The sequence below is a fragment of the Knoellia altitudinis genome, assembly GCF_042666355.1.
GTDB classification, from domain to species: Bacteria; Actinomycetota; Actinomycetes; order Actinomycetales; family Dermatophilaceae; genus Knoellia; species Knoellia altitudinis.
Genome location: NZ_JBHTDK010000001.1, coordinates 2,309,794 through 2,335,763, shown reverse-complemented (window position 1 = coordinate 2,335,763; position 25,970 = coordinate 2,309,794). Strand labels below are relative to the sequence as shown.

General features: G+C 70.0%; 33 protein-coding genes and 1 tRNA gene. 13 read left to right on the top strand and 21 right to left on the bottom strand.

Features of this window, described 5'->3' with window-relative positions:
* Window positions 1-215: 215 nt before the first annotated feature.
* From ACFQW8_RS11130 to ACFQW8_RS11095, 8 genes are all read right to left on the bottom strand, one after another.
* Complete coding sequence (locus ACFQW8_RS11130) at window positions 216-680, bottom strand: hypothetical protein (RefSeq protein WP_380087333.1); 465 nt, start codon at window positions 678-680, stop codon at window positions 216-218.
* Between the two features lie 3 nt (window positions 681-683).
* Entirely contained in the window at window positions 684-983 is a 300-nt protein-coding gene (locus tag ACFQW8_RS11125; RefSeq protein ID WP_380087332.1) for a DUF3263 domain-containing protein, read from the bottom strand.
* A gap of 102 nt (window positions 984-1,085) precedes the next feature.
* Window positions 1,086-1,763, bottom strand: coding sequence for an HAD family hydrolase (locus ACFQW8_RS11120; RefSeq protein WP_380087331.1), 678 nt, complete (start codon window positions 1,761-1,763; stop codon window positions 1,086-1,088).
* A 24-nt stretch (window positions 1,764-1,787) separates the two neighbouring features.
* Entirely contained in the window at window positions 1,788-2,207 is a 420-nt protein-coding gene (locus ACFQW8_RS11115; RefSeq protein ID WP_380087329.1) for an arsenate reductase ArsC, read from the bottom strand.
* 12 nt (window positions 2,208-2,219) lie between these two features.
* Window positions 2,220-2,831, bottom strand: coding sequence for an arsenate reductase ArsC (locus ACFQW8_RS11110; RefSeq protein ID WP_380087327.1), 612 nt, complete (start codon window positions 2,829-2,831; stop codon window positions 2,220-2,222).
* The gene (locus ACFQW8_RS11105) at window positions 2,828-3,259 is read right to left on the bottom strand and encodes an arsenate-mycothiol transferase ArsC (protein WP_380087325.1); all 432 of its coding nucleotides are present in this window, start codon (window positions 3,257-3,259) and stop codon (window positions 2,828-2,830) included. The genes ACFQW8_RS11110 and ACFQW8_RS11105 overlap by 4 nt, the downstream gene beginning before the upstream one ends.
* Complete coding sequence (locus tag ACFQW8_RS11100) at window positions 3,256-3,927, bottom strand: aquaporin (RefSeq protein ID WP_380087323.1); 672 nt, start codon at window positions 3,925-3,927, stop codon at window positions 3,256-3,258. The genes ACFQW8_RS11105 and ACFQW8_RS11100 overlap by 4 nt, the downstream gene beginning before the upstream one ends.
* Window positions 3,924-4,415 carry an ArsI/CadI family heavy metal resistance metalloenzyme gene (locus tag ACFQW8_RS11095; protein WP_380087322.1) on the bottom strand — a complete coding sequence of 164 codons (492 nt, stop codon included), beginning with the start codon at window positions 4,413-4,415 and terminating at the stop codon, window positions 3,924-3,926. The genes ACFQW8_RS11100 and ACFQW8_RS11095 overlap by 4 nt, the downstream gene beginning before the upstream one ends.
* Window positions 4,416-4,498: 83 nt before the next feature.
* Here ACFQW8_RS11095 and ACFQW8_RS11090 point away from each other — a divergent pair, with 83 nt between their 5' ends.
* Window positions 4,499-4,879, top strand: coding sequence for an ArsR/SmtB family transcription factor (locus tag ACFQW8_RS11090; protein WP_380087320.1), 381 nt, complete (start codon window positions 4,499-4,501; stop codon window positions 4,877-4,879).
* 117 nt (window positions 4,880-4,996) lie between these two features.
* On the opposite strand, the gene ACFQW8_RS11085 is transcribed toward ACFQW8_RS11090, so the two are convergent.
* Window positions 4,997-5,491 (bottom strand): SRPBCC family protein, encoded by a 495-nt coding sequence (locus tag ACFQW8_RS11085; RefSeq protein ID WP_380087319.1) that lies wholly within the window; start codon window positions 5,489-5,491, stop codon window positions 4,997-4,999.
* Window positions 5,492-5,517: 26 nt separating this feature from the next.
* Window positions 5,518-5,847: an ArsR/SmtB family transcription factor gene (locus tag ACFQW8_RS11080; protein ID WP_380087317.1), complete on the bottom strand. Its 330-nt coding sequence runs from the start codon at window positions 5,845-5,847 to the stop codon at window positions 5,518-5,520.
* A 110-nt stretch (window positions 5,848-5,957) separates the two neighbouring features.
* Between ACFQW8_RS11080 and ACFQW8_RS11075 the strand changes: the two genes are divergently transcribed.
* Genes ACFQW8_RS11075 through ACFQW8_RS11065 form a run of 3 tightly spaced genes read left to right on the top strand, consistent with a single transcriptional unit; the run spans window position 5,958 to window position 8,664 of the window.
* Window positions 5,958-6,635: a uracil-DNA glycosylase gene (locus ACFQW8_RS11075; RefSeq protein ID WP_380087315.1), complete on the top strand. Its 678-nt coding sequence runs from the start codon at window positions 5,958-5,960 to the stop codon at window positions 6,633-6,635.
* Window positions 6,632-7,462, top strand: a complete 831-nt coding sequence (locus ACFQW8_RS11070; RefSeq protein ID WP_380087313.1) for an SGNH/GDSL hydrolase family protein — start codon at window positions 6,632-6,634, stop codon at window positions 7,460-7,462. The genes ACFQW8_RS11075 and ACFQW8_RS11070 overlap by 4 nt, the downstream gene beginning before the upstream one ends.
* Window positions 7,463-7,497: 35 nt before the next feature.
* Complete coding sequence (locus tag ACFQW8_RS11065; protein ID WP_380087311.1) at window positions 7,498-8,664, top strand: acyl-CoA dehydrogenase family protein; 1,167 nt, start codon at window positions 7,498-7,500, stop codon at window positions 8,662-8,664.
* Window positions 8,665-8,815: 151 nt separating this feature from the next.
* Here the strand turns inward: ACFQW8_RS11065 and ACFQW8_RS11060 are convergent, their stop codons facing one another.
* The 3 genes from ACFQW8_RS11060 to ACFQW8_RS11050 all read right to left on the bottom strand — a co-directional run bounded on the left by ACFQW8_RS11060 (window position 8,816) and on the right by ACFQW8_RS11050 (window position 12,276).
* Complete coding sequence (locus ACFQW8_RS11060; protein ID WP_380087310.1) at window positions 8,816-9,664, bottom strand: helix-turn-helix domain-containing protein; 849 nt, start codon at window positions 9,662-9,664, stop codon at window positions 8,816-8,818.
* Between the two features lie 380 nt (window positions 9,665-10,044).
* Window positions 10,045-11,394, bottom strand: a complete 1,350-nt coding sequence (locus tag ACFQW8_RS11055; protein WP_380087308.1) for an MFS transporter — start codon at window positions 11,392-11,394, stop codon at window positions 10,045-10,047.
* A 63-nt stretch (window positions 11,395-11,457) separates the two neighbouring features.
* Window positions 11,458-12,276 (bottom strand): MurR/RpiR family transcriptional regulator, encoded by an 819-nt coding sequence (locus ACFQW8_RS11050; RefSeq protein ID WP_380087306.1) that lies wholly within the window; start codon window positions 12,274-12,276, stop codon window positions 11,458-11,460.
* Window positions 12,277-12,361: 85 nt separating this feature from the next.
* Here ACFQW8_RS11050 and ACFQW8_RS11045 point away from each other — a divergent pair, with 85 nt between their 5' ends.
* Window positions 12,362-13,564 (top strand): MFS transporter, encoded by a 1,203-nt coding sequence (locus ACFQW8_RS11045; RefSeq protein ID WP_380087304.1) that lies wholly within the window; start codon window positions 12,362-12,364, stop codon window positions 13,562-13,564.
* Between the two features lie 17 nt (window positions 13,565-13,581).
* Here ACFQW8_RS11045 and ACFQW8_RS11040 read toward each other — a convergent pair whose 3' ends face one another.
* A complete protein-coding gene (locus ACFQW8_RS11040; RefSeq protein ID WP_380087303.1) occupies window positions 13,582-14,439 on the bottom strand; it encodes a MurR/RpiR family transcriptional regulator in 858 nt (285 codons plus the stop codon).
* A gap of 136 nt (window positions 14,440-14,575) precedes the next feature.
* Between ACFQW8_RS11040 and ACFQW8_RS11035 the strand changes: the two genes are divergently transcribed.
* The 6 genes from ACFQW8_RS11035 to ACFQW8_RS11010 all read left to right on the top strand — a co-directional run bounded on the left by ACFQW8_RS11035 (window position 14,576) and on the right by ACFQW8_RS11010 (window position 19,232).
* Window positions 14,576-15,157 carry a tripartite tricarboxylate transporter TctB family protein gene (locus ACFQW8_RS11035; RefSeq protein ID WP_380087301.1) on the top strand — a complete coding sequence of 194 codons (582 nt, stop codon included), beginning with the start codon at window positions 14,576-14,578 and terminating at the stop codon, window positions 15,155-15,157.
* Window positions 15,158-15,160: 3 nt separating this feature from the next.
* Window positions 15,161-16,828: a tripartite tricarboxylate transporter permease gene (locus tag ACFQW8_RS11030; protein ID WP_380087300.1), complete on the top strand. Its 1,668-nt coding sequence runs from the start codon at window positions 15,161-15,163 to the stop codon at window positions 16,826-16,828.
* Entirely contained in the window at window positions 16,825-17,826 is a 1,002-nt protein-coding gene (locus ACFQW8_RS11025) for a tripartite tricarboxylate transporter substrate binding protein (RefSeq protein ID WP_380087298.1), read from the top strand. Before ACFQW8_RS11030 ends, ACFQW8_RS11025 begins: the two co-directional genes overlap by 4 nt.
* 78 nt (window positions 17,827-17,904) lie before the next feature.
* The gene (locus tag ACFQW8_RS11020; RefSeq protein WP_380088660.1) at window positions 17,905-18,525 is read left to right on the top strand and encodes an RraA family protein; all 621 of its coding nucleotides are present in this window, start codon (window positions 17,905-17,907) and stop codon (window positions 18,523-18,525) included.
* An 80-nt stretch (window positions 18,526-18,605) separates the two neighbouring features.
* Window positions 18,606-18,995 carry a universal stress protein gene (locus ACFQW8_RS11015; protein ID WP_380087296.1) on the top strand — a complete coding sequence of 130 codons (390 nt, stop codon included), beginning with the start codon at window positions 18,606-18,608 and terminating at the stop codon, window positions 18,993-18,995.
* Window positions 18,996-19,159: 164 nt separating this feature from the next.
* Window positions 19,160-19,232, top strand: a tRNA-Thr gene (locus tag ACFQW8_RS11010).
* Between the two features lie 18 nt (window positions 19,233-19,250).
* Here the strand turns inward: ACFQW8_RS11010 and ACFQW8_RS11005 are convergent.
* Genes ACFQW8_RS11005 through ACFQW8_RS10995 form a run of 3 tightly spaced genes read right to left on the bottom strand, consistent with a single transcriptional unit; the run spans window position 19,251 to window position 20,234 of the window.
* Complete coding sequence (locus tag ACFQW8_RS11005; RefSeq protein ID WP_380087295.1) at window positions 19,251-19,427, bottom strand: hypothetical protein; 177 nt, start codon at window positions 19,425-19,427, stop codon at window positions 19,251-19,253.
* A gap of 31 nt (window positions 19,428-19,458) precedes the next feature.
* The gene (locus ACFQW8_RS11000) at window positions 19,459-19,776 is read right to left on the bottom strand and encodes a hypothetical protein (protein WP_380087293.1); all 318 of its coding nucleotides are present in this window, start codon (window positions 19,774-19,776) and stop codon (window positions 19,459-19,461) included.
* A gap of 26 nt (window positions 19,777-19,802) precedes the next feature.
* Window positions 19,803-20,234: an Hsp20/alpha crystallin family protein gene (locus ACFQW8_RS10995; RefSeq protein WP_380087292.1), complete on the bottom strand. Its 432-nt coding sequence runs from the start codon at window positions 20,232-20,234 to the stop codon at window positions 19,803-19,805.
* 126 nt (window positions 20,235-20,360) lie between these two features.
* Between ACFQW8_RS10995 and ACFQW8_RS10990 the strand changes: the two genes are divergently transcribed.
* Complete coding sequence (locus ACFQW8_RS10990) at window positions 20,361-20,711, top strand: MerR family transcriptional regulator (RefSeq protein WP_380087290.1); 351 nt, start codon at window positions 20,361-20,363, stop codon at window positions 20,709-20,711.
* 39 nt (window positions 20,712-20,750) lie between these two features.
* The gene (locus tag ACFQW8_RS10985) at window positions 20,751-21,005 is read left to right on the top strand and encodes an acyl-CoA-binding protein (protein ID WP_380087289.1); all 255 of its coding nucleotides are present in this window, start codon (window positions 20,751-20,753) and stop codon (window positions 21,003-21,005) included.
* A gap of 32 nt (window positions 21,006-21,037) precedes the next feature.
* Here the strand turns inward: ACFQW8_RS10985 and ACFQW8_RS10980 are convergent, their stop codons facing one another.
* The 4 genes from ACFQW8_RS10980 to ACFQW8_RS10965 all read right to left on the bottom strand — a co-directional run bounded on the left by ACFQW8_RS10980 (window position 21,038) and on the right by ACFQW8_RS10965 (window position 25,919).
* Complete coding sequence (locus ACFQW8_RS10980) at window positions 21,038-21,727, bottom strand: transglycosylase family protein (protein WP_380087286.1); 690 nt, start codon at window positions 21,725-21,727, stop codon at window positions 21,038-21,040.
* Window positions 21,728-21,922: 195 nt separating this feature from the next.
* Window positions 21,923-22,618 carry a transglycosylase family protein gene (locus ACFQW8_RS10975; protein ID WP_380087284.1) on the bottom strand — a complete coding sequence of 232 codons (696 nt, stop codon included), beginning with the start codon at window positions 22,616-22,618 and terminating at the stop codon, window positions 21,923-21,925.
* A 134-nt stretch (window positions 22,619-22,752) separates the two neighbouring features.
* Window positions 22,753-24,207, bottom strand: coding sequence for a threonine/serine exporter family protein (locus ACFQW8_RS10970; protein ID WP_380087283.1), 1,455 nt, complete (start codon window positions 24,205-24,207; stop codon window positions 22,753-22,755).
* Window positions 24,204-25,919, bottom strand: coding sequence for a serine/threonine-protein kinase (locus tag ACFQW8_RS10965; protein WP_380087280.1), 1,716 nt, complete (start codon window positions 25,917-25,919; stop codon window positions 24,204-24,206). Before ACFQW8_RS10965 ends, ACFQW8_RS10970 begins: the two co-directional genes overlap by 4 nt.
* Between the last annotated feature and the right edge of the window lie 51 nt (window positions 25,920-25,970).

Below are 25,970 nucleotides of genomic sequence, written 5' to 3'. Positions count from 1 at the left end.
GCCAGGCGATGCCCGCGACGGACGGACCGGCGAAGCGCACTTCATGTCTGCGCGCGTGCCGACCCTCATCGGTCTGGCCGTGATGTTCAGGCTTGGCACTCACTTGAGGAGAGTGCTAACGCCATTATTGGCACTCTCGGGTGGAGAGTGCAAACGCCCGCACCTGTCCGGACGCGCAGTTCGCCAGAAGCTGGTCGCGCGCCGGCGCAGCAGAGTCAGAGGCTGGGTGCGTGGCCCTCGAACGTGGCGCGCATCGCACCGTCGGCCTCGGAGGACACCGGGTCGTCGAGATCAGCGACGAACACGGCGACGAGGGTGCGTGCCGGGTTGGACTGGGCCTCGGCGAGGGCGACCCGCCAGGCCGCGAGGTTGGGGTGGTCGAGCTCCGTGCAGGCCTGCGCCGGCTCGAGTGACTCCACCGCAGCGGCGAGCTGCGAGGTGGTCAGCTCGAGGGTCGCGGTGGACCCGTCGTGCCCCAGCACCGTGGCCAGGATGACCGCGGGCAGACCGTGGCGCCCACCCGGCGTGTTGATGTGCCCGAAGTCCAGCTCGGCCGAGCTGGACGCGGAGCTCAGCCCCACGGCATACGCCACCGGAGGGCGCCAGCCCTCGATCCTGGCGGCGAGGTGGTCCGTGATGGCGGCGAGGCCGTCGGGGGTGCTCCAGTCGAGCTCGCTCACGGCTCAGCCCTGCGGCTGCAGGCCGAGGCGGCGGGCCGAGCGCGCGCGTTGACGGGTCGCGCGCTGGCGGCGGAGGCGCTTGACGAGCATCGGGTCGTGCTCGAGGGCGACCGTGCTGTCGATGAGGGCGTTGAGCACCTGGTAGTAGCGCGTCGGGCTCATGTCGAAGAGCTCCTTGATGGCCGACTCCTTGGACCCGGCGTACTTCCACCACTGGCGCTCGAAGTCGATGATGCGGCGGTCACGGTCGGTCAGCCCCTCGACACTGGACGCTGCGGACTGCTCTTCGTGGACGGCGTTCACGGTTCGACCCTTCTGGTGTGACGGCTGCGGTGGCCAGCCTAACGGTCGAATGACACGCCTGTCATTAGGGTCGGCGTGTCCGCTGGACATGCTGCGGGACGGCTACTCAGGCGGCTCAGGCGTCACAGGGGCCCCGTTGACCAGGTATGCCGTGAGCTCATCAACGGTGTCGACGACGGTGTCCGGGTCGGTCGCCTCGAGCGCTGCGCGCTCCCCCGCGCCCCACGTCACGGCCACGGCGGACATACCGGCTGCCCGGGCAGCGAGCATGTCGACGGTGGCGTCGCCGACATAGACGGCGGCCGTGGGGTCGACACCGACCTTGGCCGCGGCCGCGAGGAGGGGCTCCGGGTCGGGCTTGTGCCTCGTCGTGTGCTCGAGGGCGCCGACGACGTCGATGAGGTGGTCGATGCCGACGGCTTCGAGCGCCAGGCGCGCGGTCTCGGTCCTCTTGCTCGTGACGATGTGGAGGTTCGCCCCGGCCTCGGTGAGAGCCGCGAGCATCTCCGGCACGCCGGCATACCGCTCGATGAGACGTGCCGTGTTGGCGAGGTTCCACTCGCGGTAGGTGCTGTCGAGGTCGTGCCCGCGCTCGGGGTCCTCCTCGAGCAGGGCGGCGAGCAGCGGCCGGCCGATCCAGGCGCGGGCCCGGGCGTCGTCGATCTCCTCGCCGCGCACCTCACGGAAGGCGTGCTGGTAGGACGCCACGATGAGCGGGATGGTGTTGGCGAGCGTGCCGTCGAGGTCGAAGAAGATGGTCTGCCAGCGCGGTGTCGTCACCCCCCCATCTTCGCCCCGCGTGCCTCAGCGAGCGTCGACGGGCTCGATGCCGAGACTGGCGAGCAGCTCGACGACACGGCGCTTGATGTCGTCGCGGATCGGACGCACCGACTCGACGCCCTTGCCGGCCGGGTCCTCGAGCGCCCAGTCCTCATAGCGTTTGCCCGGGAAGATCGGGCACGCGTCGCCGCAGCCCATGGTGATGACGACGTCGGAGGCCTGGACCGCCTCGGTCGTGAGGACCTTGGGTGCGGCCGCCGCGAGGTCGATGCCCTCCTCGGCCATGGCTTCGACGGCCGCGGGGTTCACCTGGTCGGCAGGCGCACTGCCGGCCGAGCGGACCTCGACCCGGCCCCCGCCGAGCGCCTCGAGGTAGCCGGCGGCCATCTGCGAGCGCCCGGCGTTGTGGACGCAGACGAAGAGGACGGAAGGTCGTTCGGTCATGGCTGGATCCTGTCAGTCGAGAAGGTCGCGGAGGAGGACGGAGACGCGCTTCTGGAGGTCGTCGCGGATGTCGCGGACGACCTCGATGGGCTGGTCCGCGGGATCGGCGACGGTCCAGTCCTCGTAGCGCTTACCCGGGTACACCGGGCAGGCGTCGCCGCACCCCATGGTCACGATGACGTCGGCAGCGCGCACGGCCGTGTCGGTGAGCGGCTTCGGATAGGGCTGGGACAGCGGGATCCCGCGTTCGGCGAGGACCTCGATCACAGCCGGGTTCACGGCGTCGGCGGGCTTGGACCCGGCCGAGCGCACGTGCACGCGTCGCGCCGACAGATGCTCAGCCAGAGCCGCGGCCATCTGTGACCGGCCGGCGTTGTGCACACAGACGAAGAGGATCTCGGGGACGGGCTTGGCGATCCGACCCTCGGCCTGTGCCGCAGCCATGAGCTGCTCACGGGCCTGGCGGGCGACGAGCACCGGAAGGAACTCGCCGATCGTGGCGCGAGGCTCGAGGAGCTCTCGAGCGTCGGCGACCGCCTGGGCGACGGTCTCACGTGAGAACACGCCCTCGTAGGCATAACCGAGGTCGTCGACGAGGGCGGCAAACGTGGCATCAGTGTTCATGGCTGCACTCCTAGCTGGTCGAGCTCGGACCGAAGGCGGCGGACGCGCTCCCGGATGTCGTCGCGGACGAGGCGCATGCGTTCCATGCCCTCGATGCCGCGGCTTGCAGGTTCGTCGGTCTCCCAGGTCTCGATCTCGGCCCGCATCCCCGGGACACGGTCGACGACGGCCTCGGAGCCAAGGACCACGACGCGGTCGACCCGGGCCAACAGCTCGGGCTCGATCGGCTTGGGCGCTTCACCGGCGACGTTCGCGCCGACCTCGGCGAGGGACTCGACGGACTCGGCGTTGAGGGCGGAACCGGGCTTGGTCCCGGCCGTGTGGACCTCGACGCCGTCACCCGCCTCGAGTCGCATGAGGGCACCGGCCATCTGCGACTTGCCGCCGTTCTTGACGCAGACGAAGAGGACGGAAGGGCGTTCGGTCATGACTCCTCCTTGGGGGTGTCCACCAGCAGGTGTATGCCGGCCAGGCCGACTGCGACACCCGTCACCTGGGCGAGAACGAACGGCAGGACGTCACCTGGTGCGATGCCGGCGAACGTATCGCTGAACATCCTCGCGATGGTGACGGCCGGGTTGGCGAAGGACGTCGAGGAGGTGAACCAATAGGCCGCGAGGATCCAGGCTGCGACGAGCCACGGGGCGCGGTCGCCCCGTCCACCACGACTGACGTGGCCGACGACGACAACGAGTCCGGCCGTCGCGACGATCTCACCGATCCACTGCCCCACACCGGTTCTCGGCTTGTCCGAGAAGTGCAGGGGCGCGAGGTCGTACATGAGGTTCGCGACCACCACGCCGAACACGCCTCCGAGAACTTGCGCTACGGCATACCCGGGAAGTCGGGACCACGGGAGGTCGCGACGGACCGCTTGGGCGAGCGAGACCGCGGGGTTGAAGTGGGCTCCGCTCACCGGCGCGATGACCGCGATGAGGACGGCCAGGGCGGCCACGGAGGCGATGGCGTTGGCGAGGAGCTGGAGGCCCACGTCATCGGTGAGGCGCTGCGCCATGACGCCGGAGCCGACGACAGCCGCGAGGAGTCCCGCGGTGCCGACGGCTTCGGCGGCGAGCGCCCGAGGGAGTGGGGTCACGCGCAGCATCCAGCGGCGGCCTTCTGACCGGAGACGTCGAGGACCTCGATGGACGCCGTGGCCGGGCGGGCGTCGGCGGGGTTCTCGTCCTTGACGGTGTAGACCTCCCACGGTGCACCGGCCGGGTCGTGGACCCACACCTTGTCCTGGAGGGCGTAGCAGCAGGTCGTGTCGTTCTCGTCGAAGGCGGCGAGGCCGGCGTCAGCGAAGCGCTCCCGAGCAGCGGTGACGCCCTCGACGGAGGGGACCTCGACGCCGAGGTGGTTGAGGGCACCTGCGGCGCCGGTGCCGCGCTGCTCCTCGGTGGTCTCGATGAGGACCAGCTTGAGCGGCGGCTCGGACACGGCGAAGTTGGCGTAGCCGGGGCGGCGCTTGGCCGGCTCGACCCCGAACATGGCCGAGTAGAAGGCGATGGACGCCTCGAGGTCGGTGACGTTGAGAGCGAGCTGCACTCGTGAGGTGGTGGTGACGGTGGCTGCAGTGGTCATCTGAGGTGCCTTCCCGTAGATTGATGGCTGTCGATGGATGTAGTGAAGCGCATATATCGATCAACGTCAATACTTGGAGTGGCATGATGAAACGCGATGCAACCGGGAGGAACGAGATGACGACGAGCGGGACGACCGCGACGCGGGCAGACGCGAATCCGTGCTGTGGGATCACCACGCCCGGGGGCCTCACCCGTGAGCAGGCAGAGAGCAATGCCGTCCTGCTCAAGGCCGTCGCCGATCCCGTCCGGCTTCGCCTGCTGAGCATGATCCGCGACAGCGAGAGCGGCGAGGCGTGCGTCTGCGACCTCACCCCGGCCGTCGGACTCGCGCAGCCGACGGTGAGCCACCACCTCAAGGTGCTCACCGAGGCCGGTCTCATCGAGCGCGAGAAGCGCGGGACGTGGGCCTGGTTCCGCCTCGTCCCCTCGCGCCTCGACGACGTCCGGTCGATCTTCGACTGACCGCCAACTCGGCCGCATGCCCACCACCCCGACGAACCCACCTACCGCACCGGAGATGGGGCAGTCACCTCGCCTACGGTGCAGCAGGTGCGTCGGCAGTGATCGGCACGTCGGAGGTCAGGCGGCTTCCTTCGCGAGGATGTCGTCGATCTGGCCGATCGCGCCGGTGAGACCTTCCTCCATGCCCATCCCGACGACCTTCTCGAGGTCCTCGGCGCTGCCGTAGGTCGTCGTCGTGACCATGCGCGTCCCGCCGTCACGCTCGGTGAGCTCGACGACACAGACGCCGACCGGCATACCCTCTGCCGGGTTCCCGTTGGCGTCGGCGAAGGCGTCCTTGAAGGTGAGCCGGTTCGGCGCCTCGATCGAGTCGAGCGTCCACAGGCCGCCGAACTTCTCGCCCTCGGGACTGGTCATGTAGTAGCCCACCCGCCCCCCGGGCACGAAGTCGAAGTCGGTGACGGTCGCGGGGTAGGTGGGCGGACCCCACCACTGCTCGAGCTGCCGCGCGTCGGACCAGAGCTGCCAGATCCGCTGGACGGTGGCGGGGAAGTCGGAGGTGACGACGATCGAGTGGTCGTCGACGTTCGTGTCGATGTTCGTGACGGGCATGGTGCTCTCCTTTGGTGGTGGGTGACTCATTCGGGACTGGCGAGGAGCTCGTCGATCTGGCTGATCCGACCGCGCCACACGGCCTCGAAGTCGCCGAGCAGCAAGGCGACGGACCGGACGGCCTCGACCTCTCCGCTGGCGAGCGACTCGCGACCGCTGCGGCGCTTGCTGACCAGACCGGCCCGTTCGAGGACCGCGACGTGCTTCTGCACCGCCGCGAAGCTCATGTCGTAGCTGCGGGCCAGGGCCGACACCGAGTGCTCGCCCGCCAGGACGCGGCGCAGGATGTCACGGCGCGTGCTGTCGGCGAGGGCGTGGAAGAGGGCATCGGCCCGCTTCTCCTCCGCATCGGTCATGAGGACAACCTACAACCATATGGTTGTAGGTTGTCAACCCCAATCCCACCCCCGGGGCCCGGCGCACGCCCGCGGTTCTCGTGGAACACGGAAGGCCTAGGTTTGGAGGCGTGACCTCCCGCCCCCTCGCCGAGCTCGTCCATCCTTCGTGGGCGCAGGCCTTGGCACCCGTCGAGTCGACGCTGACCGGGCTCGGCGAGTTCCTCCGGGCCGAGGTCGCCGCCGGGCACGGGTACCTGCCTGGCGGCTCTCACATCCTGCGGGCGTTCGAGCAACCGCTCACCGAGGTGCGGGTCCTCATCGTGGGCCAGGACCCGTACCCGACCCCGGGACACCCGATCGGCCTGAGCTTCGCCGTCGCCCCGGACGTACGGCCGATCCCCCGCAGCCTCGTCAACATCTACACCGAGCTCCAGAGCGACCTCGGCCTGCCGGCACCCACGAGCGGTGACCTCACCCCTTGGGCCGAGCGTGGCGTGCTCCTGCTGAACCGCGTCCTCACCGTGCGCCCCGGTGCGTCGGCGAGTCACCGCGGCAGGGGCTGGGAGCAGGTCACCGACTGCGCCATCGACGCCCTCGTCCGGCGTGGCAGTCCGCTCGTCGCGATCCTCTGGGGTCGCGACGCCCGAGCACTGCGGCCGCGCCTGGGCGACCTTCCGTGCGTGGAGAGCGCCCACCCGTCACCCCTGTCCGCGCGCTCCGGGTTCTTCGGGTCGCGACCGTTCAGCCAAGCCAACGACCTGCTCGTCCGCCAGGGCGCCGCACCCCTCGACTGGAGACTGCCGTGACCCCTGCACCCCCCAGCGCGTCCCGCGTGTGGACCACGTATGTCGCGATCGGTGACTCGTTCACCGAGGGGATGTCCGACCCGGATCCCGAGAACGACGACGCCTGGATCGGTTGGGCCGACCGTCTCGCGGAGTCGCTGAGTGACCTGGCGCAGATGGAGCGCCTGCCGTTCCGCTATGCCAACCTTGCCGTCCGCGGGCGACTCCTCGGTGACGTCGTCGGACCCCAGCTCGACCGGGCCCTGGCCATGTCGCCCGACCTCGTGTCCCTCGTCGGGGGTGGCAACGACCTGCTCCGACCCGGAGCCGACACCAACAGGATCATGGTGACCCTCGAGGATGCGGTGATCCGGTTGCGGCAGAGCGGCGCTGACGTCCTGCTGGCCACCCCGGTCGACCCCCAGGAGGCCGGGCTGCTCAAACCCCTGCGCGGTCGGCACGCCGTCCATGCGGCCAACCTCTTCACCATCGCGCAGCGTCACGGTTGCTACGTCCTCAACCTGTGGGGCATGCCCGCGCTGCGCGACTGGCGGCTCTGGGCCGACGACCGCATCCACCTCACGACCGAGGGGCATCGACGCGTCGCCCTCGCGGCACTTGCCGCCCTGGGTCACGCCACCGACGAGGACGACTGGCGCACCCCCCTCGCGCCCGGCGACGCGACGACCAGGCGCCAGGAGCTCCGCGCGCACGCTGCCTGGGCCCGCGAGCACCTCGCTCCGTGGGTCCAGCGCCGGATGAAGGGCCAGTCGAGCGGTGACGCCGTCGCGCCGAAACGACCGGACCTCGCGCCCATGCGCCCGTTCGACGACGGCCCCGGAGGCTGATCGAGCACCCGGGCCGTCGCGTTACAGTCGCCCGTATGCCGGTCAATCGCCTCCTGCCCACCGATGAGGGTCACGAGCTCATCGAGCTCACCCGCGAGATCTGCGACAAGGAGCTGCGCCCAAGGGTCGACGAGGCCGAGCGAGCCGCAGCGACCGACGAGGCCTTCCCGACCGAGGTCTTCAAGACCCTCGGGCGGGCCGGGTTGCTGTCCCTCCCCCACCCCGAGGAGCACGGCGGCGGCGCCCAGCCCTACGAGGTCTACCTCCAGGTCGTCGAGGAGATCGCGTCGGCCTGGATGAGCGTGGCGGTCGGGGTCTCGGTGCACTCCCTCACGGCGTATCCCGTGACGACCTTCGGCACGCCTGAGCAGCAGGCGGCGCTCCTGCCGGGGATGCTGTCCGGTGACCAGCTCGGGGCCTACGCCCTCTCGGAGCCCCTTGCCGGCTCGGACGTCGGGTCGATGACGACCAGGGCGACGCGATCGGACTCAGGTGACGGGGCGGCATACGCGATCAAGGGCCGCAAGGCCTGGATCTCGCACGCCGGGCACGCCGACTACTACACGACCTTCGCCCGGACCTCCGACGAGGGCGGACGCGGCCTCTCGTGCTTCATCGTCCCGGCCGGGTCGGACGCCATGACCTTCGGTGCGCCGGAGAAGAAGATGGGCCTGCACTGCGACACGGTCCGCGAGGTCATCTATGACGGTGTGCCGGTCGACGAGGCCAACCGGATCGGCGACGAAGGTCAGGGCATGGCGATCGCCCTGTCCGCCCTGGACGCCGGTCGGCTCGGGATCGCCGCCGGCGCAACGGGACTGGCGCAGTCAGCGCTCGACGCGGCCACGGCATACGCCAAGGAACGGCAGCAGTTCGGACGCGCGATCGCAGCCAACCAGGGACTCGCGTTCATGATCGCCGACATGGAGGCTGCGGTCTCGGGCGCCCGGGCGGCCTACCTGTATGCCGCGCGCCTCAAGGACGCCGGTCGCGCCTTCTCCAAGGAGGCCGCGGTCGCCAAGCTGCTGGCCACGGACGCGTCGATGAAGGTGACCACGGACGCGATCCAGGTGCTGGGCGGTGCCGGCTACACGCAGGACTTCCCGGTGGAGCGGATGTTCCGTGAGGCGAAGGTGACGCAGATCTTCGAGGGGACCAACCAGATCCAGCGGCTCGTCATCAGCCGGCACGTCCTGCGCTGACCGGGCCCGTCCGGGTCACGGTATGCCCGGACATGACGAACCGGGCCGTCTCATACACGGCCCGGTCACCTCTTTATAGGTGGCCGACCCGGCCCAGCCCGTGACCGACACGCGTCGCCCTCGCATCCACCACGTGACGATCCGGTGCTGGTCACCACTCCCAGGCGATGCCGACGACAGGGCTGCGTGGGTGCGTGGCCACGAGGGTCACGGTGTCGCGGTCGTGGCCGTGCTCGATCGAGCTGACGCGCTCCACGTCCTGCATCGAATGACCTTCGACCCGCCAGGCCGAGCTCGGCGACTCGCCGAGGAACCGCACGGTGCAGGTGAAGATCGTCGGGGGGTAGAGGAAGCCCGCTGAGTACCTCGTCATCGGCGCGGCGCCGTCCTGCCGCTCGACGACATAGTTCAGCTCGAGGGGGGCCAGGTCACCGGTCGCGAGCACGCGGTCCAGCTCGACGTGCAGCGACAACAGGTGCGAACCCCGGTCCACGTCGAGGGTGTGGCCGCCGACGACGTCCTGGAGGTCCGTGCGGGCCTCACCGGGTTGAGTCGGACGGAAGAAGCGGAAGTCGCTCACGTCATCAGCCAACGCCTCGACGATGCGGAAGTCGCGCACCCTCACCCGCCGACCGTCAGCGCTGAACTCGACGTGCTGGTGCGCGACAGCGGACTTGAGCGCACTGAACCGCGCTCCATCGGGCCACCACGGGTAGGGGACCGGAGGCGCGAACCCATCGAGGTCCTCCGGCCGGGGGACCAGCCAGCCGACCTCCCACGACTGGATGAATCCGCGCAGACGGTATGACTCATGGCCCAACGCCGCACCCAGCGCCTCGAGGGTCGCGCGGTGCGGACGGGTGAGCCGACCGGCCTCGAGCTCCCGGATGCTTCTCTCGCTCACTCCTGACGCCTCTGCGAGCTCCTGCTGGGTCAGCGCGAGCTCGCGCCGTCGCCGGCGCAGTCGGCCGGCAGCAGAACCCGCTCCGACACCAGTCACGCCAGTCACTGTAGGTCGATGATCTGTCACTCCGCGGTGATGGCTGCCGAATTCCTGCCGAATCGGCCCGGATCGGTGGTTGCGGCAAGAAGCACTGCGACGGCTCACGCGAAAGGCGCTGCTGCAGAAGGCAATTCACGCTCCTCCACTGAAGGACGGGAATCCGTCCTCGCAATTCTGCCGCCTTCCTGCCGATTGCGTTCCTCGTGGCACAGGTGGTTTTCTGCCAGAGCACACGCAGCCCTGGCCCAGCTCGGACCAGGTCGAGGTGTGCAGGGGGGCGCGGTCAGGGGCCGCGGTCGGGTGTCTGAGCGAGCACGCCGGGGGGGCTCGCTCAGCCACCCTGACCTCCGAGCCCAGGACGGGCCGACGCCGTCGCCTCAGCCACCGTCCTGATCGCGCGAGATGCCCGGCAGCAGCGTGTCGCCAGCGCGCAGGGCGTCCAGCGCGCCCGGGTGCTCGTCGATGTAGTCGAGACCCTTGTAGCGGTAGCGCCAGATCTGGACGGCGCCGAGCCCCCACAGCAGGAACTGCACCGACATCGCGACCTTGAAGTCGTCGAGGGTGTAGGTCCCCGGTCCGCCCGGTGCCCGCTGGTCGAGGATCAGGCCGATGAGCGCCATCGTCACCAGCGAGGCGAAGAAGCCGCCGATGTTGATGACGCCCGTGGCGCGCCCCAGCCGGTCAGAGGGGTGGAAGCTGCGGGCGAGGTCGAAGCCGACCATGGAACCCGGGCCGCCGAACGCCATGACGCAGACGAGGAGCACCAGGAGCGGCAACGGTGCGCGCCCGGGCCAGAGGAGCACCACCGCCCAGACGGTCGCGATGGCCACGACGATGCAGAGCACGATCTGCGAGCGGCGATAGGGCAGTCGTCCGGTGAGGCTGCCGATGACCGGCCCGGCCACGACCGCCGACAACGTGAGGGTGATGAGCAGGCCACCGGCTACCGCCGGGCTGAGCCCCTGCCCCTCGACGAGGAACGGGTAACCCCACAGCATCGTGAACACGGTCGCCCCGAACTGGCCGGTGAAGTGGATCCACATGCCCAGCCGGGTGCCCGGGTTGCCCCAGACCTCGCCGAGGGTGCGGGCGAGGGCGCGCACCTTGATCTTCTCGACGGCCTCACCCGTGTAGGGCGAGTCCTTGACGACGAGGACGAGGCCGACCAGGAGGACCGAGCCGGCACCGGCGGTGATCGAGAAGGACCGCTCCCACCCCCAGCGATCCAGCGCGTGGGCGAGCGGGGTCGCAGCGGCCACCGCGCCGAGCTGCCCGATCATCCCGCTCAGCTGCGTGATGATCGGCGCCTGCCTGACGCGGAACCACAGCGCGACGAGGCGCAGCATGCTCGTGAAGATCATGGCGTCGCCGATGCCCAGCAGGACGCGCGCGGCGAGTCCCATCGCGAAGCTGTCGGCGAACGCGAACCACAGCTGCCCGGCCGTCATGAGCGTGAGCCCGACGAGCAGCAGGAGACGCGACCCGAAGCGGTCCAGGAGGACGCCCACGGGAATCTGCATCCCGGCATACACGAGGAGCTGCAGGACCGTGAACGTCGCGAGCTGGGACGCGGTGATGTCGAAGCGTTCTGCCGCAACGAGGCCCGCGACGCCGAGTGAGGTGCGGTGGAAGATCGCGACGGTGTAGACCGCCAGCGCGACAACCCAGATCGTCCATGCCCGACGTCGCCCGATGTCGTGGATCTGGCGTCGAAGGGGTCGCGTCACCGCTCGATTCTAGGGACGGACGGGGTATGCCGTCCGGCTGGTCCGCGTCGTCGGCTCCGCCGCTCACCCCTGCTCGAGGAGTGACCGCTTCAGCACGTGGACGCGCGCCTCGGACTCGCCGACCCGCGACGGGTCGTGCCGGATGAGGGCGTACTCCAGCGCGTATGCCAGGACGAGGGCGGGCACGAGCACTCCGTGCTGGACGGTGGCCCGGGGCAGGGTGAAGACGTGGTCGGGAAGGCCCCCGAGAGCCAGTGCCGACTCGTCCGTCACCAGCATGGAGCGGGACTGCGCACCGAGCCTGATGAGCACCGCCGCGATCCGTGCGGCCTCCTCACCGAAGGCGAACACGAGGATCGCGTCGTCGTCGCGGACCGCCGACAGGCGCTCGGCCAGGTCCGGCCCCGACACCCGAACACCCGTGGTGGCCAGGCCCAGCAGGGAGAACTTGCGCTCGCTGAAGGCTGCCAGCGGCTCCATGAGCCCGGACCCGACCACGTAGACGTGGCGGGCACGGCCGAGCATTGCGGCCGCTGCGTCGAGCGACTCCTGGCTGATCGTCTCGGTCAGCTCGTCCAGGATCCGTGCCTGCGTCCGGGCCACCTCGCTCAGGGATGACCGCTCTCCCTTGCCGGCCAGGCTCGGCCGGTCGAGTGCCACTTGGTCCCGGGTCAGCTGGGCACGCAGCTCCTTGTAACCGCGGTACCCGACCTTCTGGGAGAAGCGGACGACGGCCGACTCGTGGAGGCCGAGGACGTCGCCCAGCCGCCGCGCCGTCAGGCCCTGGACGTCATCGGGTCGGGACAGCAGCGCATCGGCGATGGCCCGGTCTGCCGGGGTGAGCGTCGCGGTGCAGTTCTGGATCGCCGTTCGCACTGTCACGGGGCCTCCCGGTTCGGGCCTCGGTCGTCTGGTGCAGATCGTGCCATGTTCTGCAAGTATGACCGGTTCAGAGGAAGGCCTCCACATGGCGGGTCGGCAGGACGGGGCATGGCGCACCGAGCGCCTCGTGCTGGCCGCGCTCGCCTGCTCGGTCGCCGCCCAGTCCATGGTCCGGCCCACGGCGACCTACCGGGCCCTCGAGCTGGGCGCCGGCGTCCTCGGGGTCTCCCTCGTCGTGGCCGCGTCGTCCGCGCTGGCCGTGGTCGGCGCGGTCCCCATCGGACGCTGGATCGACCGGACCGGGCCGAAGAGGTGCATCACCGTCGGGGGCGCCTGCCTCACCGTTGCCACGGTCGGCGGCGCGCTCAGCCCCAACCTGGCCATGGTCGCCCTGTCGATGGCACTGGTGGGCATCAGCCACGTGGCCGTCCTGCTCGCGGCCCAGGCCATGGCGGCGCACGCCTCGTCACCGATCCACCGGCAGCAGCGGTTCGCCCGCAACGCCATCGCCGCCTCGCTGGGTCAGATCGTGGGTCCCGCGATCGCGGGCTGGGTCATCGCCATGGCGTGGCCGAGCGACCGGTTCCCGACGACCGGGGCGTTCCTCGCGGCAGCGGTGATCGCGGCGGTCGCGACCGCCCTCGCCCTTGCCATGGCTCCCGCCGCACCCGCCGACCCGGGAGACGGCAAGGCCCGGGCCAAGCTGTCCTCACGTCTCATGCTCGACCTCGCGGGACGGCCGGGGATGCCGGCGGCGCTCTCGTCCGGCGTGGCCGTGCTCATCGCGCTGGACGTGCTCATGGCCTACCTGCCCCTCATCGGCGAGGCGGCAGGGCTCCCCCCGGCGGTCGTCGGGGGACTCCTCTCCTTCCGAGGAGTGTGCGCGCTGGCCTCCCGCCTCCTGATGACCCCGATGATCCGACGCGTCGGGACCCGGGCGGTCCTGGCCGGGACGATGTTCGCCTCTGCCCTGTCGCTGTCGGCCATGGTGTGGGCCACCGAGGTCTGGCAGCTAGCCCTGCTCATCGGGATCTTCGGCTTCGGGGTGGGGGTCGGCGCCCCGATGACCGCGGCCTGGGTCGCCCAGGTCTCGCCGGTCGAGCTGCGCGCGACGGCGCTGGGCCTGCGGCTCAGCGGCAACCGGCTGGGGCAGGCGCTGGTCCCGCTGGGCCTGGGCTCCGTGGCTGCGAGCTGGGGCATCAGCATCGTGCTCGTCACGCCGGCGCTGACGCTGCTGGCCTGCACATGGTGGGTGTCGCGGGCGGACCTCGGCGAGTCCCAGGGATGACTCTGCCTGTGGGCAGCTCAGGCTGATCCGGGGGACTTCAGGACGATCTCGTCCTGACCACCCGTGAGCCGGATGAGGTCCTCGATGCGGTGGCGCACGGCCAGGTTCTGGTCGGCGTCGAGGTGGTAGATCGCCAGCTGCAGGGCGTAGCAGATCAGGGTAGGCACGACCGTGGTGTGGTAGCCGGGGTCCCCGTCACGCGGTGCGGCGAGGAGGTGGTTCGGCTGGGGCCGGAACGCGAAGCCGGGGAGGTCGGCGATCATCACGGTCTTGCCACCGAGCCGCTGCGCCTCGGCCATCAGCCGGCCGAGGTACGCGGGCGCCTGTTGCAGCACGAAGGCGACCAGCACGGAGTTCTCGTCGAACCCGACGAAGTGCTCGGCGACGTCCTTGGGCGTCCCGATCATCGGCACGACGGTGAGGCCGACCCGCCGCAGCCGCCGGTCGAGGAGGGCGAGCAGTGGGCGTGAGTCGTTGTTGCCGGTGATGTAGACCCGGTTTGCACCCTGCAGGGTCCGTGCGGCGGCATCGAGGTCGGCCTGGGAGATGAAGTCGGCGACGCGGCGCAGCGCCCGGACCTCGTCGTCGATGAAGCTGCGCAGGTCAGGCCCGGACGAGCTGCGCATCACCTGTTCGCCTGCCTCCGGCTGGTCCCCGCCCCGCTGCCGCAGGCTCTCCCGCAGCTCGGGGTACCCGCGATAGCCGAGCTTGCGCGCCAGGCGGATCACCGTCGTCTCGTGCGTGCCGGCGCGCTTGGCGACCGACGCGGCCGTGGCAGCACCGGACTCGACGTCGAGCAGGAGAACGTTGACGACCTTGCGCTCACTGTCGGTGAGCTCGCGATCCAGGGATGCCAGCGCAGTTTTGAGGGTCATCGTGACTCTTTCGTTGGAGCTCGGATGGGCAGAAACGTACAGGTGTTGACAACGTAGCATGCAGTCCTGCAAACTTGCGCAGGATCGCAGGACACCTGCAGCGGTCGCCCTTCAGCGCAAAGGAGCGTGGGACGTCATGGCTTCACCCACAGCACGAACGGCACTCGTCCTCGAGGGCAGCGTCAGCATCGCCGCCGTCGTCGGCGGACTGCTTCTCGTCGTCGCCGGCGCGCGATACGGGCTCTCCAGCCCGACAGGCATCGGCCCGGGGACGTTCCCGGCTGCCGCTGGGGTCCTGATGACCCTGTCGGGCGTCCTGCAGCTTCCGGGCCTGGCCCGGCAGCGTGCCGAGCTGGGTGCAGTGGCGGTCGGACCGGCCACGGTCCACGCGAAGCTGCGTGGGAGCGGCACTGACGACGACGCCGCCGCCGTCGTGGGCGCCGAGGACGTGCTGCCCGACCGGCAGGGACTCATCCGGGTGGTGGTGGTCGTCGTGTCCACCCTCGCAGCCGCCGTCCTGCTCAACTCCCTCGGCTTCATCATCGTGGTCGGCCTCTACCTTGCCGTCGTGCTGAAGGTCGTGGGTCACCGGACCTGGCTGCGATCGGCCCTGGTCGGTTTCCTCGTGGCGTTCGTCATCGGCGAAGGGTTCTCCCGCCTGCTCGACGTCGCGCTCCCGCAGTCGCCGTTCCCCTTCCTGCAGCAGTTCGGGATCTGAGCCATGGCCTTCCCCGACCTCTTCGCTGGATTCTTGGCCGTCCTCACCCCGCACCACCTGCTCTTCGCCCTCCTCGGTTGCATCATGGGGATGCTCGTGGGTGTCCTGCCCGGGTTCGGTCCCGCGGCCGCCGTCTCGCTCCTCATCCCCGTCACCTTCGGCCTCGACGCCACCACCGCCCTGATCACCCTCTCGGCAATCCTTTACGGCGCCGCCTACGGAGGCACCACCACGGCGGTGCTGCTCAACATCCCCGGGGAAGCGTCGTCGGTGGCGACCGCCATCGACGGCTACCAGATGGCCAAACAAGGTCGAGGTGGACCAGCACTCGTCATGGCGGCGATCGCCTCGTTCGTCGGCGGCACCATCGCCGTCGTGGGCTTCGTGCTCGTCGCTCCCTTCAGCCGCCTGGCCCTGGAGTTCGGGCCGCCGGAGCTCTTCGCCGTCGCCCTTCTCGGCATGACCCTCATGACGAGCTTCGTGGGTTCCTCCATCCCCAAGGCCCTGCTCAGCGCAGCGGCCGGTCTGGCCATCGCGACCGTCGGCCTCGACCCTGGCACGGGCACCGAGCGCTTCACCGGCGGCCTTCCCCAGCTCTTCGACGGCATCGGTCTCGTGGCCGTCGTGATGGGCTGCTTTGGTCTGGCCGAGCTGCTCTCGCACGCCCAGGTCGGGCCGCACGGCATACCCCGCCTGTTGTCGGTCAACCGGCTCCTGCCCACACGAGACGACGTGCGTCGGTCCGGGGCACCCATCATGCGCGGGTCCGTCATCGGCTTCTTCATGGGTCTCCTGCCGGGCTCGCCCGGAGCGGCGACCTCGCTGGCGTCCTACGCCGCCGAGAAGGGCGTCTCCAAGTCACCCGAGCGGTTCGGCAAGGGCGCCATCGAGGGCGTTGCAGGACCGGAGGCGGCGAACAACGCCCTGGCCGTGTCGTCCCTCATCCCCCTGTTCACGCTGGGCATCCCAACCTCCGCCACCGTGGCCATCATGGCCAGCGCCTTCACGGTCAACGGCCTCATACCCGGACCCCTGCTCTTCCGGGACAACCCGGACGTGGCGTGGACGATCATCGCCAGCCTGCTCGTGGGCAACTTCATCCTGCTGGTCCTCAACGTCCCGTTCGCCCGGGTGTGGATCCAGCTCCTCAAGACGCCGTTCGCGTACCTGACTATCGCGATCCTCGCGTTCATGTTCATTGGGTCCTACAGCATCAACGGCGACGTCTTCGACATCTACGTGCTCGTCGCGGCGGGCGTGCTGGGCTACATCTTCCGGCTCGTCGACATACCCCTGACGCCACTGGTGCTGGCGCTCATCCTGGGCCCGATGCTCGAGGACAACTTCCAACGGGCGCTGTCCCTCTCGCAGGGCGACTTCAGCATCCTCTGGTCCGGCCCGATCAATATCACCCTGCTGATCGCCAGCGTGGTGGCCGTCCTGGCCAGCGTCGTACGCCCCGCGGTCAGTCGCCGCCTCGCCCGCCGCTGGGACCCGTCGCCCGATGCCACGCCCGACCAGGTGTCCTCCGCGGATGCCCCGAACGCCGACCCGAGCGACGAGCCGAGCGACAAGCCGAGAGTCACCACCCCCACCACTTCCCCGTCATCCGCTGACAGCAACACCGCTGGCCCAGGGACACACCCCACCAAGGAGCAAGGACCGTCATGAACATCACCCGCCTCACGGCCGGCGCACTGGCTGCGGCCGTCGCCGTCACCCTGTCCGCCTGCGGCAGCAGCCAGACCCCTGCCGGTTCGAGCTCGGCAGCCTTCCCGCCCAAGGGCAAGACGGTCGAGATCATCGTCCCGTCCGCCGCCGGCGCCGGCAACGACATCCTCGCGCGCATCCTCGCGCCTCGACTCGAGAAGGAGCTGGGCACGAACGTCCAGGTCGTCAACAAGGAGGGCGGCGGCCAGGTCATCGGTCTCACGGCCCTGGCCAAGGCCAAGCCCGACGGGCTGACCATCGGCTTCACCAACCTGCCCTCGGTGCTCGGCCGGTACATGGACCCGAGCAAGAAGGCGACGTTCAACCGCGAGAGCTTCGCACCGGTCGCCAGCTTCGCGACGAACGCCGTCGTCATCGCGGTGAACGCCAAGAGCCCCCACAAGGACCTCCAGAGCCTGCTCGACGCGGCCAAGGCGAACCCCGGCAAGCTCAACGCCGCCACCGACTCGCGCGCCGGCGACGACCACATCAACCTCGTGCGACTGCAGGAGTCGCTGGGCGTGACCTACAACATCGTCCACTTCGACAGCGGCGCCGACAAGGTCGCCGCCCTCGTGGGCCAGCAGGTCGACTTCATCGTCGGCGGCGTGTCCAGTGTGTTCGGTCCCTACAAGTCGGGCGACCTGCGCATCCTCGCCGTCGTCGACGACGAGGCCAGCCCATTCATGCCCGACGTCCCGACCCTCAAGGGCCTGGGGTTCACGCAGGACACGATGACCAGCCTGTTCACCCTGTCCGCCCCGGCCGGCACGCCGGCAGCCACGGTGGCCGTGCTCGAAAAGGCCATCCAGACCGCTGTGGCCGACGCCGCCGTCCAGCAGAAGATGAAGGACACGGCCGTCAACGCCTCGTTCACCCCCGCCAAGGAGGTCTCCTCGGCCTGGAAGGAGCGTGAGGACGCCACCCGCCCAGTCATCGAGGCAGTCCTCGCCAAGTGAGCCGGCACCAGCCCACCCTCCTCACCCTGCCCGTCCACCACGCCTATCCACATCGCCGAAGGAGACGCCATGAGCGCCATGGGCCACACCGCTGAGGCAGCAACCGACAGCTCGACCGACGACCCCCTGCTCGACCGGTTCCGCGTCCTCCCGGCAGCCAACATCGGCGACGCCATGGATCGGATGGGTCTGCTCCACTCCAGCATCCAGAGCATCTGGCCGGGCGGGACCCTCGTGGGAACCGCCTTCACCGTCTGGACGCGAGCGGGCGACAACAAGGTGATCCACGAGGCGCTGGCGCTCGCCCGACCGGGCGACGTCCTGGTCATCAACGGCCAAGGCGACGAGTCGAGGGCCCTCATCGGCGAGCTGATCGGAGCCCGGGCCAAGGTCAACGGGATCGTCGGCTTCGTCCTCGACGGTGTCGCCCGCGACGCCGACATGCTCATGGGCATGGAGATGCCCGTCTTCGCCCGTGGCGTGACCCCCGCCGGTCCGTTCAAGCACGGGCCCGGCTTTCTGGGCCAGACCATCGCGGTCGGCGGCGTGGCCGTCGCCGCGGGCGACTACATCATCGGCGACGCCGACGGTGTGGCCGTCGTGCCGAGGGCGGTGGCGGACCAGGTTGCCACCGCCGCCGAGGCGGTCTTCGCCCGGGAGACCGAGCGGCGGGCCGCCATCCTCGCCGAGCTGGCCTGATGTCGTCGTGCGGGGCCCGCCAACGTCGCGTGGCCCCGCACGCGAACCGCCACCCTCTGCAGTCCGACAAGGAAGAGATCATGACCATCATCGTGGGCTTCGTGCCGACACCAGAAGGACGAGCAGCCCTCGCCCACGCAGTCCAGGAAGCATCCCTGCGGCGGGCCCGCCTGGTCGTCCTCAACTCCAGCCGCGGCGACGCCGTGGTCGACGAGCACTACGCCCAGGAGCCGGACCTCGCCAAAGCGAGGGCGGCCGTGGAGAAGGCTGATCTCGTCTGGGAGCTGCGCCAACCCGTCCGCGGTCTCGACGCCGCCGACGAGGTGGTCTCTGCGGCGGCCGAGTACGACGCCGATCTGATCGTCATCGGCATGCGACGCCGGTCGCCCGTGGGCAAGCTGTTCCTCGGAAGCGAGTCGCAACGAATCCTGCTGAACGCGGACTGCCCGGTCGTTGCCGTGAAGGCGTAGGGCCGCGTCACCGCTCGATTCTAGGGACGGACGGGGTATGCCGTCCGGATCGTCCGTGCCGTCGACCGCCTGTCCCCCGGTCCCGGCAGGCGACGATGGGGCGCCGGCCAGCGGTGACGGGTAAAGTGCGGGTCGCCGTCGGGGGCGAACGCTCGCCGACGTGCGCTGGCGTGGCGCAATTGGTAGCGCACCTGTCTTGTAAACAGGTGGTTGAGAGTTCGAGTCTCTTCGCCAGCTCTGGAGGTCCGCGAGCTCTCAGTCCGGGGTCTGGGTGGACTCTCGCCGAGTGCGCTCCGGATGCTCGGTGCGATCCTCCGACTCGGCCAGGATGGCCCGCGCCTGCGCTTCCGGGTCGTCACTCCCGACCGCCTGTTCCTCGGGGAGCAGCTCGGCCCGAGTGCTGATGCCGTCCTCGGCAGATTCCTGGCTCATCGTCCGACCGTACTCCTGAGACCTCGCCCGGTCACGCGGTCGTCGGACCGCCCCTGGAGGGGCGGCCCGACGACCTGACGACCGGAGGGCTGCGGACACGAGGACGAGATCGGTGCACCGGGGCGCGCTGCCGTGGGACCGAACGGCGAGCGACGGGGTGCCAGGAGGCGCGCCTGCGGGGAACACGTCTCACCGGCGGTCCTGCGCTCGTCTGGCTCCCGCCCCAGGCGTTCTCCACGATCGCCTGGAACTCGACGGCGAGCAGGTCGGGATCCTCCAGGATGACATCGAGGAAGTCGTCGACCTCCTGATCGCCCACCGACGGCGCCAGCGGTGCGTCCGTACGCATGCCAGCCACGGAAACCACCACCCGCGTCAGGCCGAGATGGCCTGACGCTCGTGGCCGTTGCTGTTGATCTCGATCTTGCGGGGCTTGGCCTTCTCGGCGACGGGGACCCTCAACCGCAGCACACCCTGGTTGTAGTCCGCCTGGATGTGGTCGGTGTCCAACGTGTCGCCGAGGATCAGCTGCCGGCTGAAGACTCCCCGGGGCCGTTCGGCCGCGATCAGCTCCGTCCTGTCGTCGGTGCCGGGACGCTCAGCCCTGACCGTGAGGACGTTGCGCTCGACGTCCAGGTCGATGCTCTCCGGCGTCACGCCGGGAAGGTCGAGCTCCACGACGAAGGTGTCCTCCTCGCGCCACGCGTCGATCGGCATGACGGAGGGACGGGCCAATGTCCCCACGGTGCCCAAGGCCTGCTGAGCCATGCGGTCCAGGTCACGGAACGGGTCGGTGCGCATCAACATCGTCATCACCTCCACACAATCGTGATGCCCTTGAACGGGCCACAGATCCCCGGTGGATCTATGGTGTGCGCTATAGGTTTTATATAGCACCAGCCATCATTGAGGCGCAACCCCAGGAGGACAGGAATGGCGAAGAGCGCGCGACCGCCCGCCGACCCGAGCTCGGGTGTCGCCGGCGACAAGGGTGTCTACAGCATCTCGGTGGCTGCCGAGCTGGTCGGCACGGGTGCGCAGAACCTGCGGCTCTACGAGGCCAGGGGCCTGCTCGAGCCTGACCGCACCGATGGGGGCACCCGCCGCTACAGCGAGGAGGACATCGTCCGTCTCCAACGCATCGGCCAGCTGTTGGAGGACGGTCTCAACCTGGCAGGGATCGGCCAGATGCTCGAGCTCGAGGCCGAGAACGCCGACCTCCGTCGGCAGAACGCCGCCCTGCGGAGCTCTCGAGATCAGGACCGGCGACCTCCCCGGGCCTAGCGCGACCGCGGTGGTCCTGCCAGCACTACGCTGACCACCATGGCTGGCACCGAGTTCGAGCAGGCTGCGGCGTCGGTGGAGAACCTCACCGACGACCCCGGCAACGACACCAAGCTGCGCCTCTACGCGCTCTACAAGCAGGCGACGGTCGGCGACGCCGACGGCAGACGCCCCGGCTTCACCAACCCGGTCGGCCGGACGAAGTACGACGCGTGGGCCAAGCTGTCCGGGACCCCGCGCGAACAGGCCGAGGCCGACTACGTGGCCGAGGCGGCGAAGCTCACCGGAGGCTGACGCCCCGGCAGGACGCCGCCACGCCCCGCAGCTCAGTCGAAGATGCGGTTGAGGTAGCGCTGGAGCGCAGCGGTGGTCTTGGGTCCCCACGACCCGTCCTGCTCGGCGCCGACCTTGGCCTGGAGCGCCTTGGTCGTCTTGGGGCCGAGGGACCCGTCAGGCGAGGACCCCACCTTGTACTGCAGCTTCCTGACGTCCTCGCGCGACCAGGAGGCGTCGACCGATCCGCCGACCCACGTCTCGAGGCCCCTGCGGGTGTTCGGACCCTTCTGTCCGTCGACCGTCAGGGGGAAGACGGTGCGCGTGGTGTCACGCGACACGGGGACGGCGAGCCCGTTGGCTCGGGTCAGCCCGGCGCGGACGCTGCACGTCGGCCAGGCACCGGGGCCCTGGACCTTGAGGACCTCCTGGGCGATGAGGATCTGCTGCGCCTTCGTGGCCCGGTTCGCGGTCGTCGCGTAGCGCTGCCCCCCGAACCCCTTCCACGTGCTGTAGGAGAACTGCAGTCCGCCGTAGTAGCCGTTCCCGGTGTTGATCGACCAGTTGCCGCCACTCTCGCAGGCGGCCACGCGGTCCCAGACGTTCTCGGCCGCCCCGGCACTGGTCGCCAGTCCGAAGACGGCGGCGGAGGCCGTGGTGGCGAGGAGCGCGGTTCCGACGACTGCGCGGCGTAGGGGCCGGCGTCGAGTCGGATCAGTGGGGAATTCAGGAGCGAAGAGCATGACCGAAGTCCTTTGCGTCAGGGGACGACAAAGGACGCTACGTCACATCAGTCACAAATTTCAATGCTGTCACAGAACTACACAACTGTAACTCGTGCACCATCAGTCACGCAAGCAGCCCCGTCGGCGTGTCCACCGACAACGAGGAGGGCGGATCCGAGCACCCCGGACCCGCCCCCTTCGTCACCTTGTGGGTCAGCGCGAGTTGAGGTGTCGCTGCAGGGCAGCCGTCGTCTTCGGTCCCCATGACCCGTCCTGCCGGGAGCCGACGATGGCCTGGAGCTTCTTCACGTCAGTGCGGCTGAAGGAGCCGTTGACGCTCCCTCCGACCTTCTTCTCGAGGAGGCGCGTGTCGGCCCTGCCGAGACTGGCATTGACCGAGCCGCCCACCCAGCGCTCGATCGCCCTGCGGGTGGCCGGACCCTTCTTGCCGTCGACGACGAGCTTGCCCGGACGAGCGGCGGCGCGCGAGGCCGCGGTCGGCGCCGGCGTCGATGCTGCTGCGGCCCCGTTGGCGCGGGTCAGGCCGGCGCGCTTGCTGCAGACCGGCCAGGCGCCCGGGCCCTGGACCTTGAGCGTCTTCTGGGCGATCTCGATCTGCTGGGCCTTCGTCGCGCGATTCGCAGTGGTGGCGTAGCGCAGACCGCCGAAGCCCTTCCACGTGCTGTAGGAGAACTGCAGCCCGCCGTAGTAGCCGTTGCCCGTGTTGATCGACCAGTTGCCGCCACTCTCGCAGGCGGCGACGCGATCCCACACCGTCCCGGCCGCGGTCGCGGGCTGGGCCATCATCGTGGCCCCACCGACGGCGGCGGCGGAGGTGATGGCGACACCGACCAGGCGGCTTCGAACGGGTGAGGACTTCGGGGCAGCGTGCTTCGGGCTGTAGAACATCGGCAGGGGTCCTTGCGGTGAGGGGTGACCGGACAGGGGATCAGGCCAAGCCCCGACCGTACCGGCGGCCGACGAAGGTCACAAGAAGATCACGGATATTCACAAGTCTGTGAAACATCCAGCTCAGCGCGATGTCACACGCGTGCGCGCCGACGCGCTCGTGTCAGCCGCCTGTCCCACGGCGAGGCGATGATCTCGCCGAGCGTGGTCCCGGTGGCGATCGCGAGCAGCACACCGGCCGCCCCGAGCAGAGTGACGAAGCCGGCCTGGGAGGACAGCGGTCCGATGGTCGCCGCCTCCTGGCCCACGAGCTCATAGAGGCCTCGGAAGATGGTCAGACCAGGCAGCAGCCCAAAGCTCGCCGGCACGACGACCGCCATCGCCGGCGCCCCGAGCCGGAGGGCGACGAGCCTGCCCACGAGTCCCAGGGCCAACGCGGCGAGCCCCGTCGACGTCACCGCACCGACGTCCACGACCCGGGTCAGGACGGCATACACACTTCCGGCTGCCACCGCGAGGGTGGCCGTGGGCAGCACGAGCCGATGCAGGGTCTGCATCGTCACCGACCCACACGCACCCACCACGAAGGCCCCGATGATCGAGGCCCACCACTCCGCCTGGGTCGTGCGGAGGTCGAGGACGGTGGGCGAGACGAAGGTGAAGGACAACGCCTCGGTGAGCCGGATCGTCAGCCCCAGGGCGACGGCGACGCCGATGATGATCCCGGTGAGCGACACCAGGACGGCCAGCAGCCGGCCCGCACCCGTCACGGCATACCCCGAGATGACGTCCTCGACCGCCGAGGCCATAGTCCGTCCTGGAAGCAAAGCGACGATCCCGCCGGCCACGATGAAGGCAAAGTCGTTGCCACCCAACGGAATCCAGCCCTGCGCACCCATGGCATAGACCGCCCACGCGAGGGCCGTGGCGACGAAGGCGCTGATCGCGTTGGAGTAGAAGTCAGGCAGATGCAGCGGCTTCATCACCCTCGACACGGCCGAGACGGCGAGCACGACGAGAACCGTGACACCAGCAGTGAAGAGGCTCGCGCCGATCATCACGGCGACCGCCGCAGCGAGTCCGGCGGTCGCACTCGTCACCGCCCAGTCGGGCCAGGTGCGTCGGGCCCGCTTGATGTCGCGGAGCTGTTCGACGGCCTCGGGGAGCTCGATGTGCCCGCTGACGAACGCGTCGACCAGCTCGTGCACCGCCACGAGCCGCGCATAGTCGTGGCGGGTCGACCGCACCACCCGCAGCTCGGTGACCGCGTGCACCGCATCGACGTGAGCGTGCACGAGCAGGGACTGCAGGGTGATGTCGATCTCGACGCTGTTGAGACCGGCGGCAGCGCACACGGCCGCGACCGATCCCTCGACCTGCGGGGCGCCGGCGCCCGAACGCAGCATGAGCTCGCCGAGCCGCACGGCGAGGTCGAGCGCCTCACGGACCCGGGCCTCCTCGGCCCCCTCGATGGCGACCCTGGCGTTGCGATAGGGAGTGCGACGCAGCAGGTCGACGAGCGGCATGGGTTCGGTCGGCGGGCCACCCTGCAGGCGCCATGGCCGACGGGGGCGGTCCGCGTCGCTCACGGCAGGTTCAGCCGGTCGGCCCACGGGGTCCCGGTCGGCCACCACGTCGGCTCCCCGGTGACGACACCCGCGGCTGCGACCGCGACCGCGGCGACGAGCAGGAGCAGGACGAGGACTCGGGCGGCACTCGGTCCCGGGCTCGCGCCGCGGACGAGGCTGCGGGTGCCACGGCGCAGGCCGGCGCCTCCCGGACCCCACCAGGCCATGAGTCCCGCGAGCAGCCCACCGAAGGCGAGCGGCCCCGGCGCGTCGGGTTGGGGTGAGCCACTCCCCTGCACCGCGACGAGGGCCAGCGCCGCGCAGAACACTCCCGAGGCGGCGATGAGGGCGGGCATGACCGCACCGAAGACCGAACCCACCACCCCGAGCAGCAGGTGCCACGGACCGGCCACGACCGCCACCGGGATGTCGCTGCGCCGCCGACCCTTGTCGTGCCGTCGCAGGATGAGCGAGGTGACCGAGCGGTCGGCGGTGCGGGCCAGCACGATCCACAGGAGCAGCCCGAGCGCCGCGACCATCGGCGCGGTGGCCGCCGTGGCGACGAGCACCGCGAGCAGCGCCGCGACCGTGCCGCTGCGGCTCGGCCGACCGATGCGCGGATCGATCTGTGGCTGGCCCTCGCGCGCGGCGTCCCAGTCGTTCTGTCCGGGCTCCGGAGGTGGGTATGCCGGGTGCTCCAGCTGTCGTTCCGGCGCCACGGAGGGTGCGATCAGGGCTGCCGCGGGGGGCGCCACCGACGGCGCGATCGCGCGCGCCATGGGCGGGAGCGTGGGCTGGATCTGCGTGCGGGACAACGGAAGTGCTGCGGTCCTGGCCACCCCCAACGACTGCGTGGGAGGAGTCGGGCGGCGCGCCCTGATGACGTCGGTGACGAGGCCACCATGGGCATATCGCTCGAGCGCCTCGACGACCTCACGCTGGTGCGGCCGGTCGGCCGGCACGGGAGCGAGAGCGGCATACAGGAGCGGGGCGATGCGCTTGTCGACACCCTCGAGGTCGGGCTCACCGGTGGTGACCCGGGTGAGGACGGAATCCATCGGTCCCCGCCCGAAGGGCGGTCGGCCGGACGCGGCATACGCAAGGGTGGCGGCCCAACCCCACCAGTCGGTGGCGGTCGAGACGGGCGCGCCCTCGACGACCTCGGGCGCGAGGTAGCCGGGCGTGCCCATGACGAGGCCGGTCAGGGTGAGGCGGATGTCGTCGGCGACGTGGGCGATGCCGAAGTCGATGACGACCGGGTCGCCGTCGACGATGAGGACGTTGCCCGGCTTGAGGTCGCGGTGGATCACGTCACTGGCGTGGATGACCTCGAGCGCCTCGGCGAGGCCACGCCCGAGCCGGTGCAGGTCGTCGGGGCCCATCGGTCCCTGCACGCCGACGACGTCATCGAGCGGCGGGCCCGGGACGTAGCGGGTGACGATGAAGGGCCGCTCCCCGTCGACGTCGGCGTCGATGACCGGAGCGACGCGAGGGCTGCGGATGCGCCTCAGGGTCTCGACCTCGCGGCTCAGCCGAGCCCGCGCGGCGGGGTCGTGCGCGACGTGCGGTCGCAGGACCTTGATGGCGACTGCCTTGCCCTGCCGGTCGAGCCCGAGGTGGACCACCCCCATGCCGCCCTCGCCGAGCCGCTGGACGAGACGGTAGGAGCCGAGCAGCGCGTGCTCGGGCAGTGCGTCCCTCCCACCCGAGTCGTCAAGGATTTCGGCAGTCATGACAGACACGGTATGCCGTGTGGCTGGGTGAAACCTGTCCGAACCACCGAA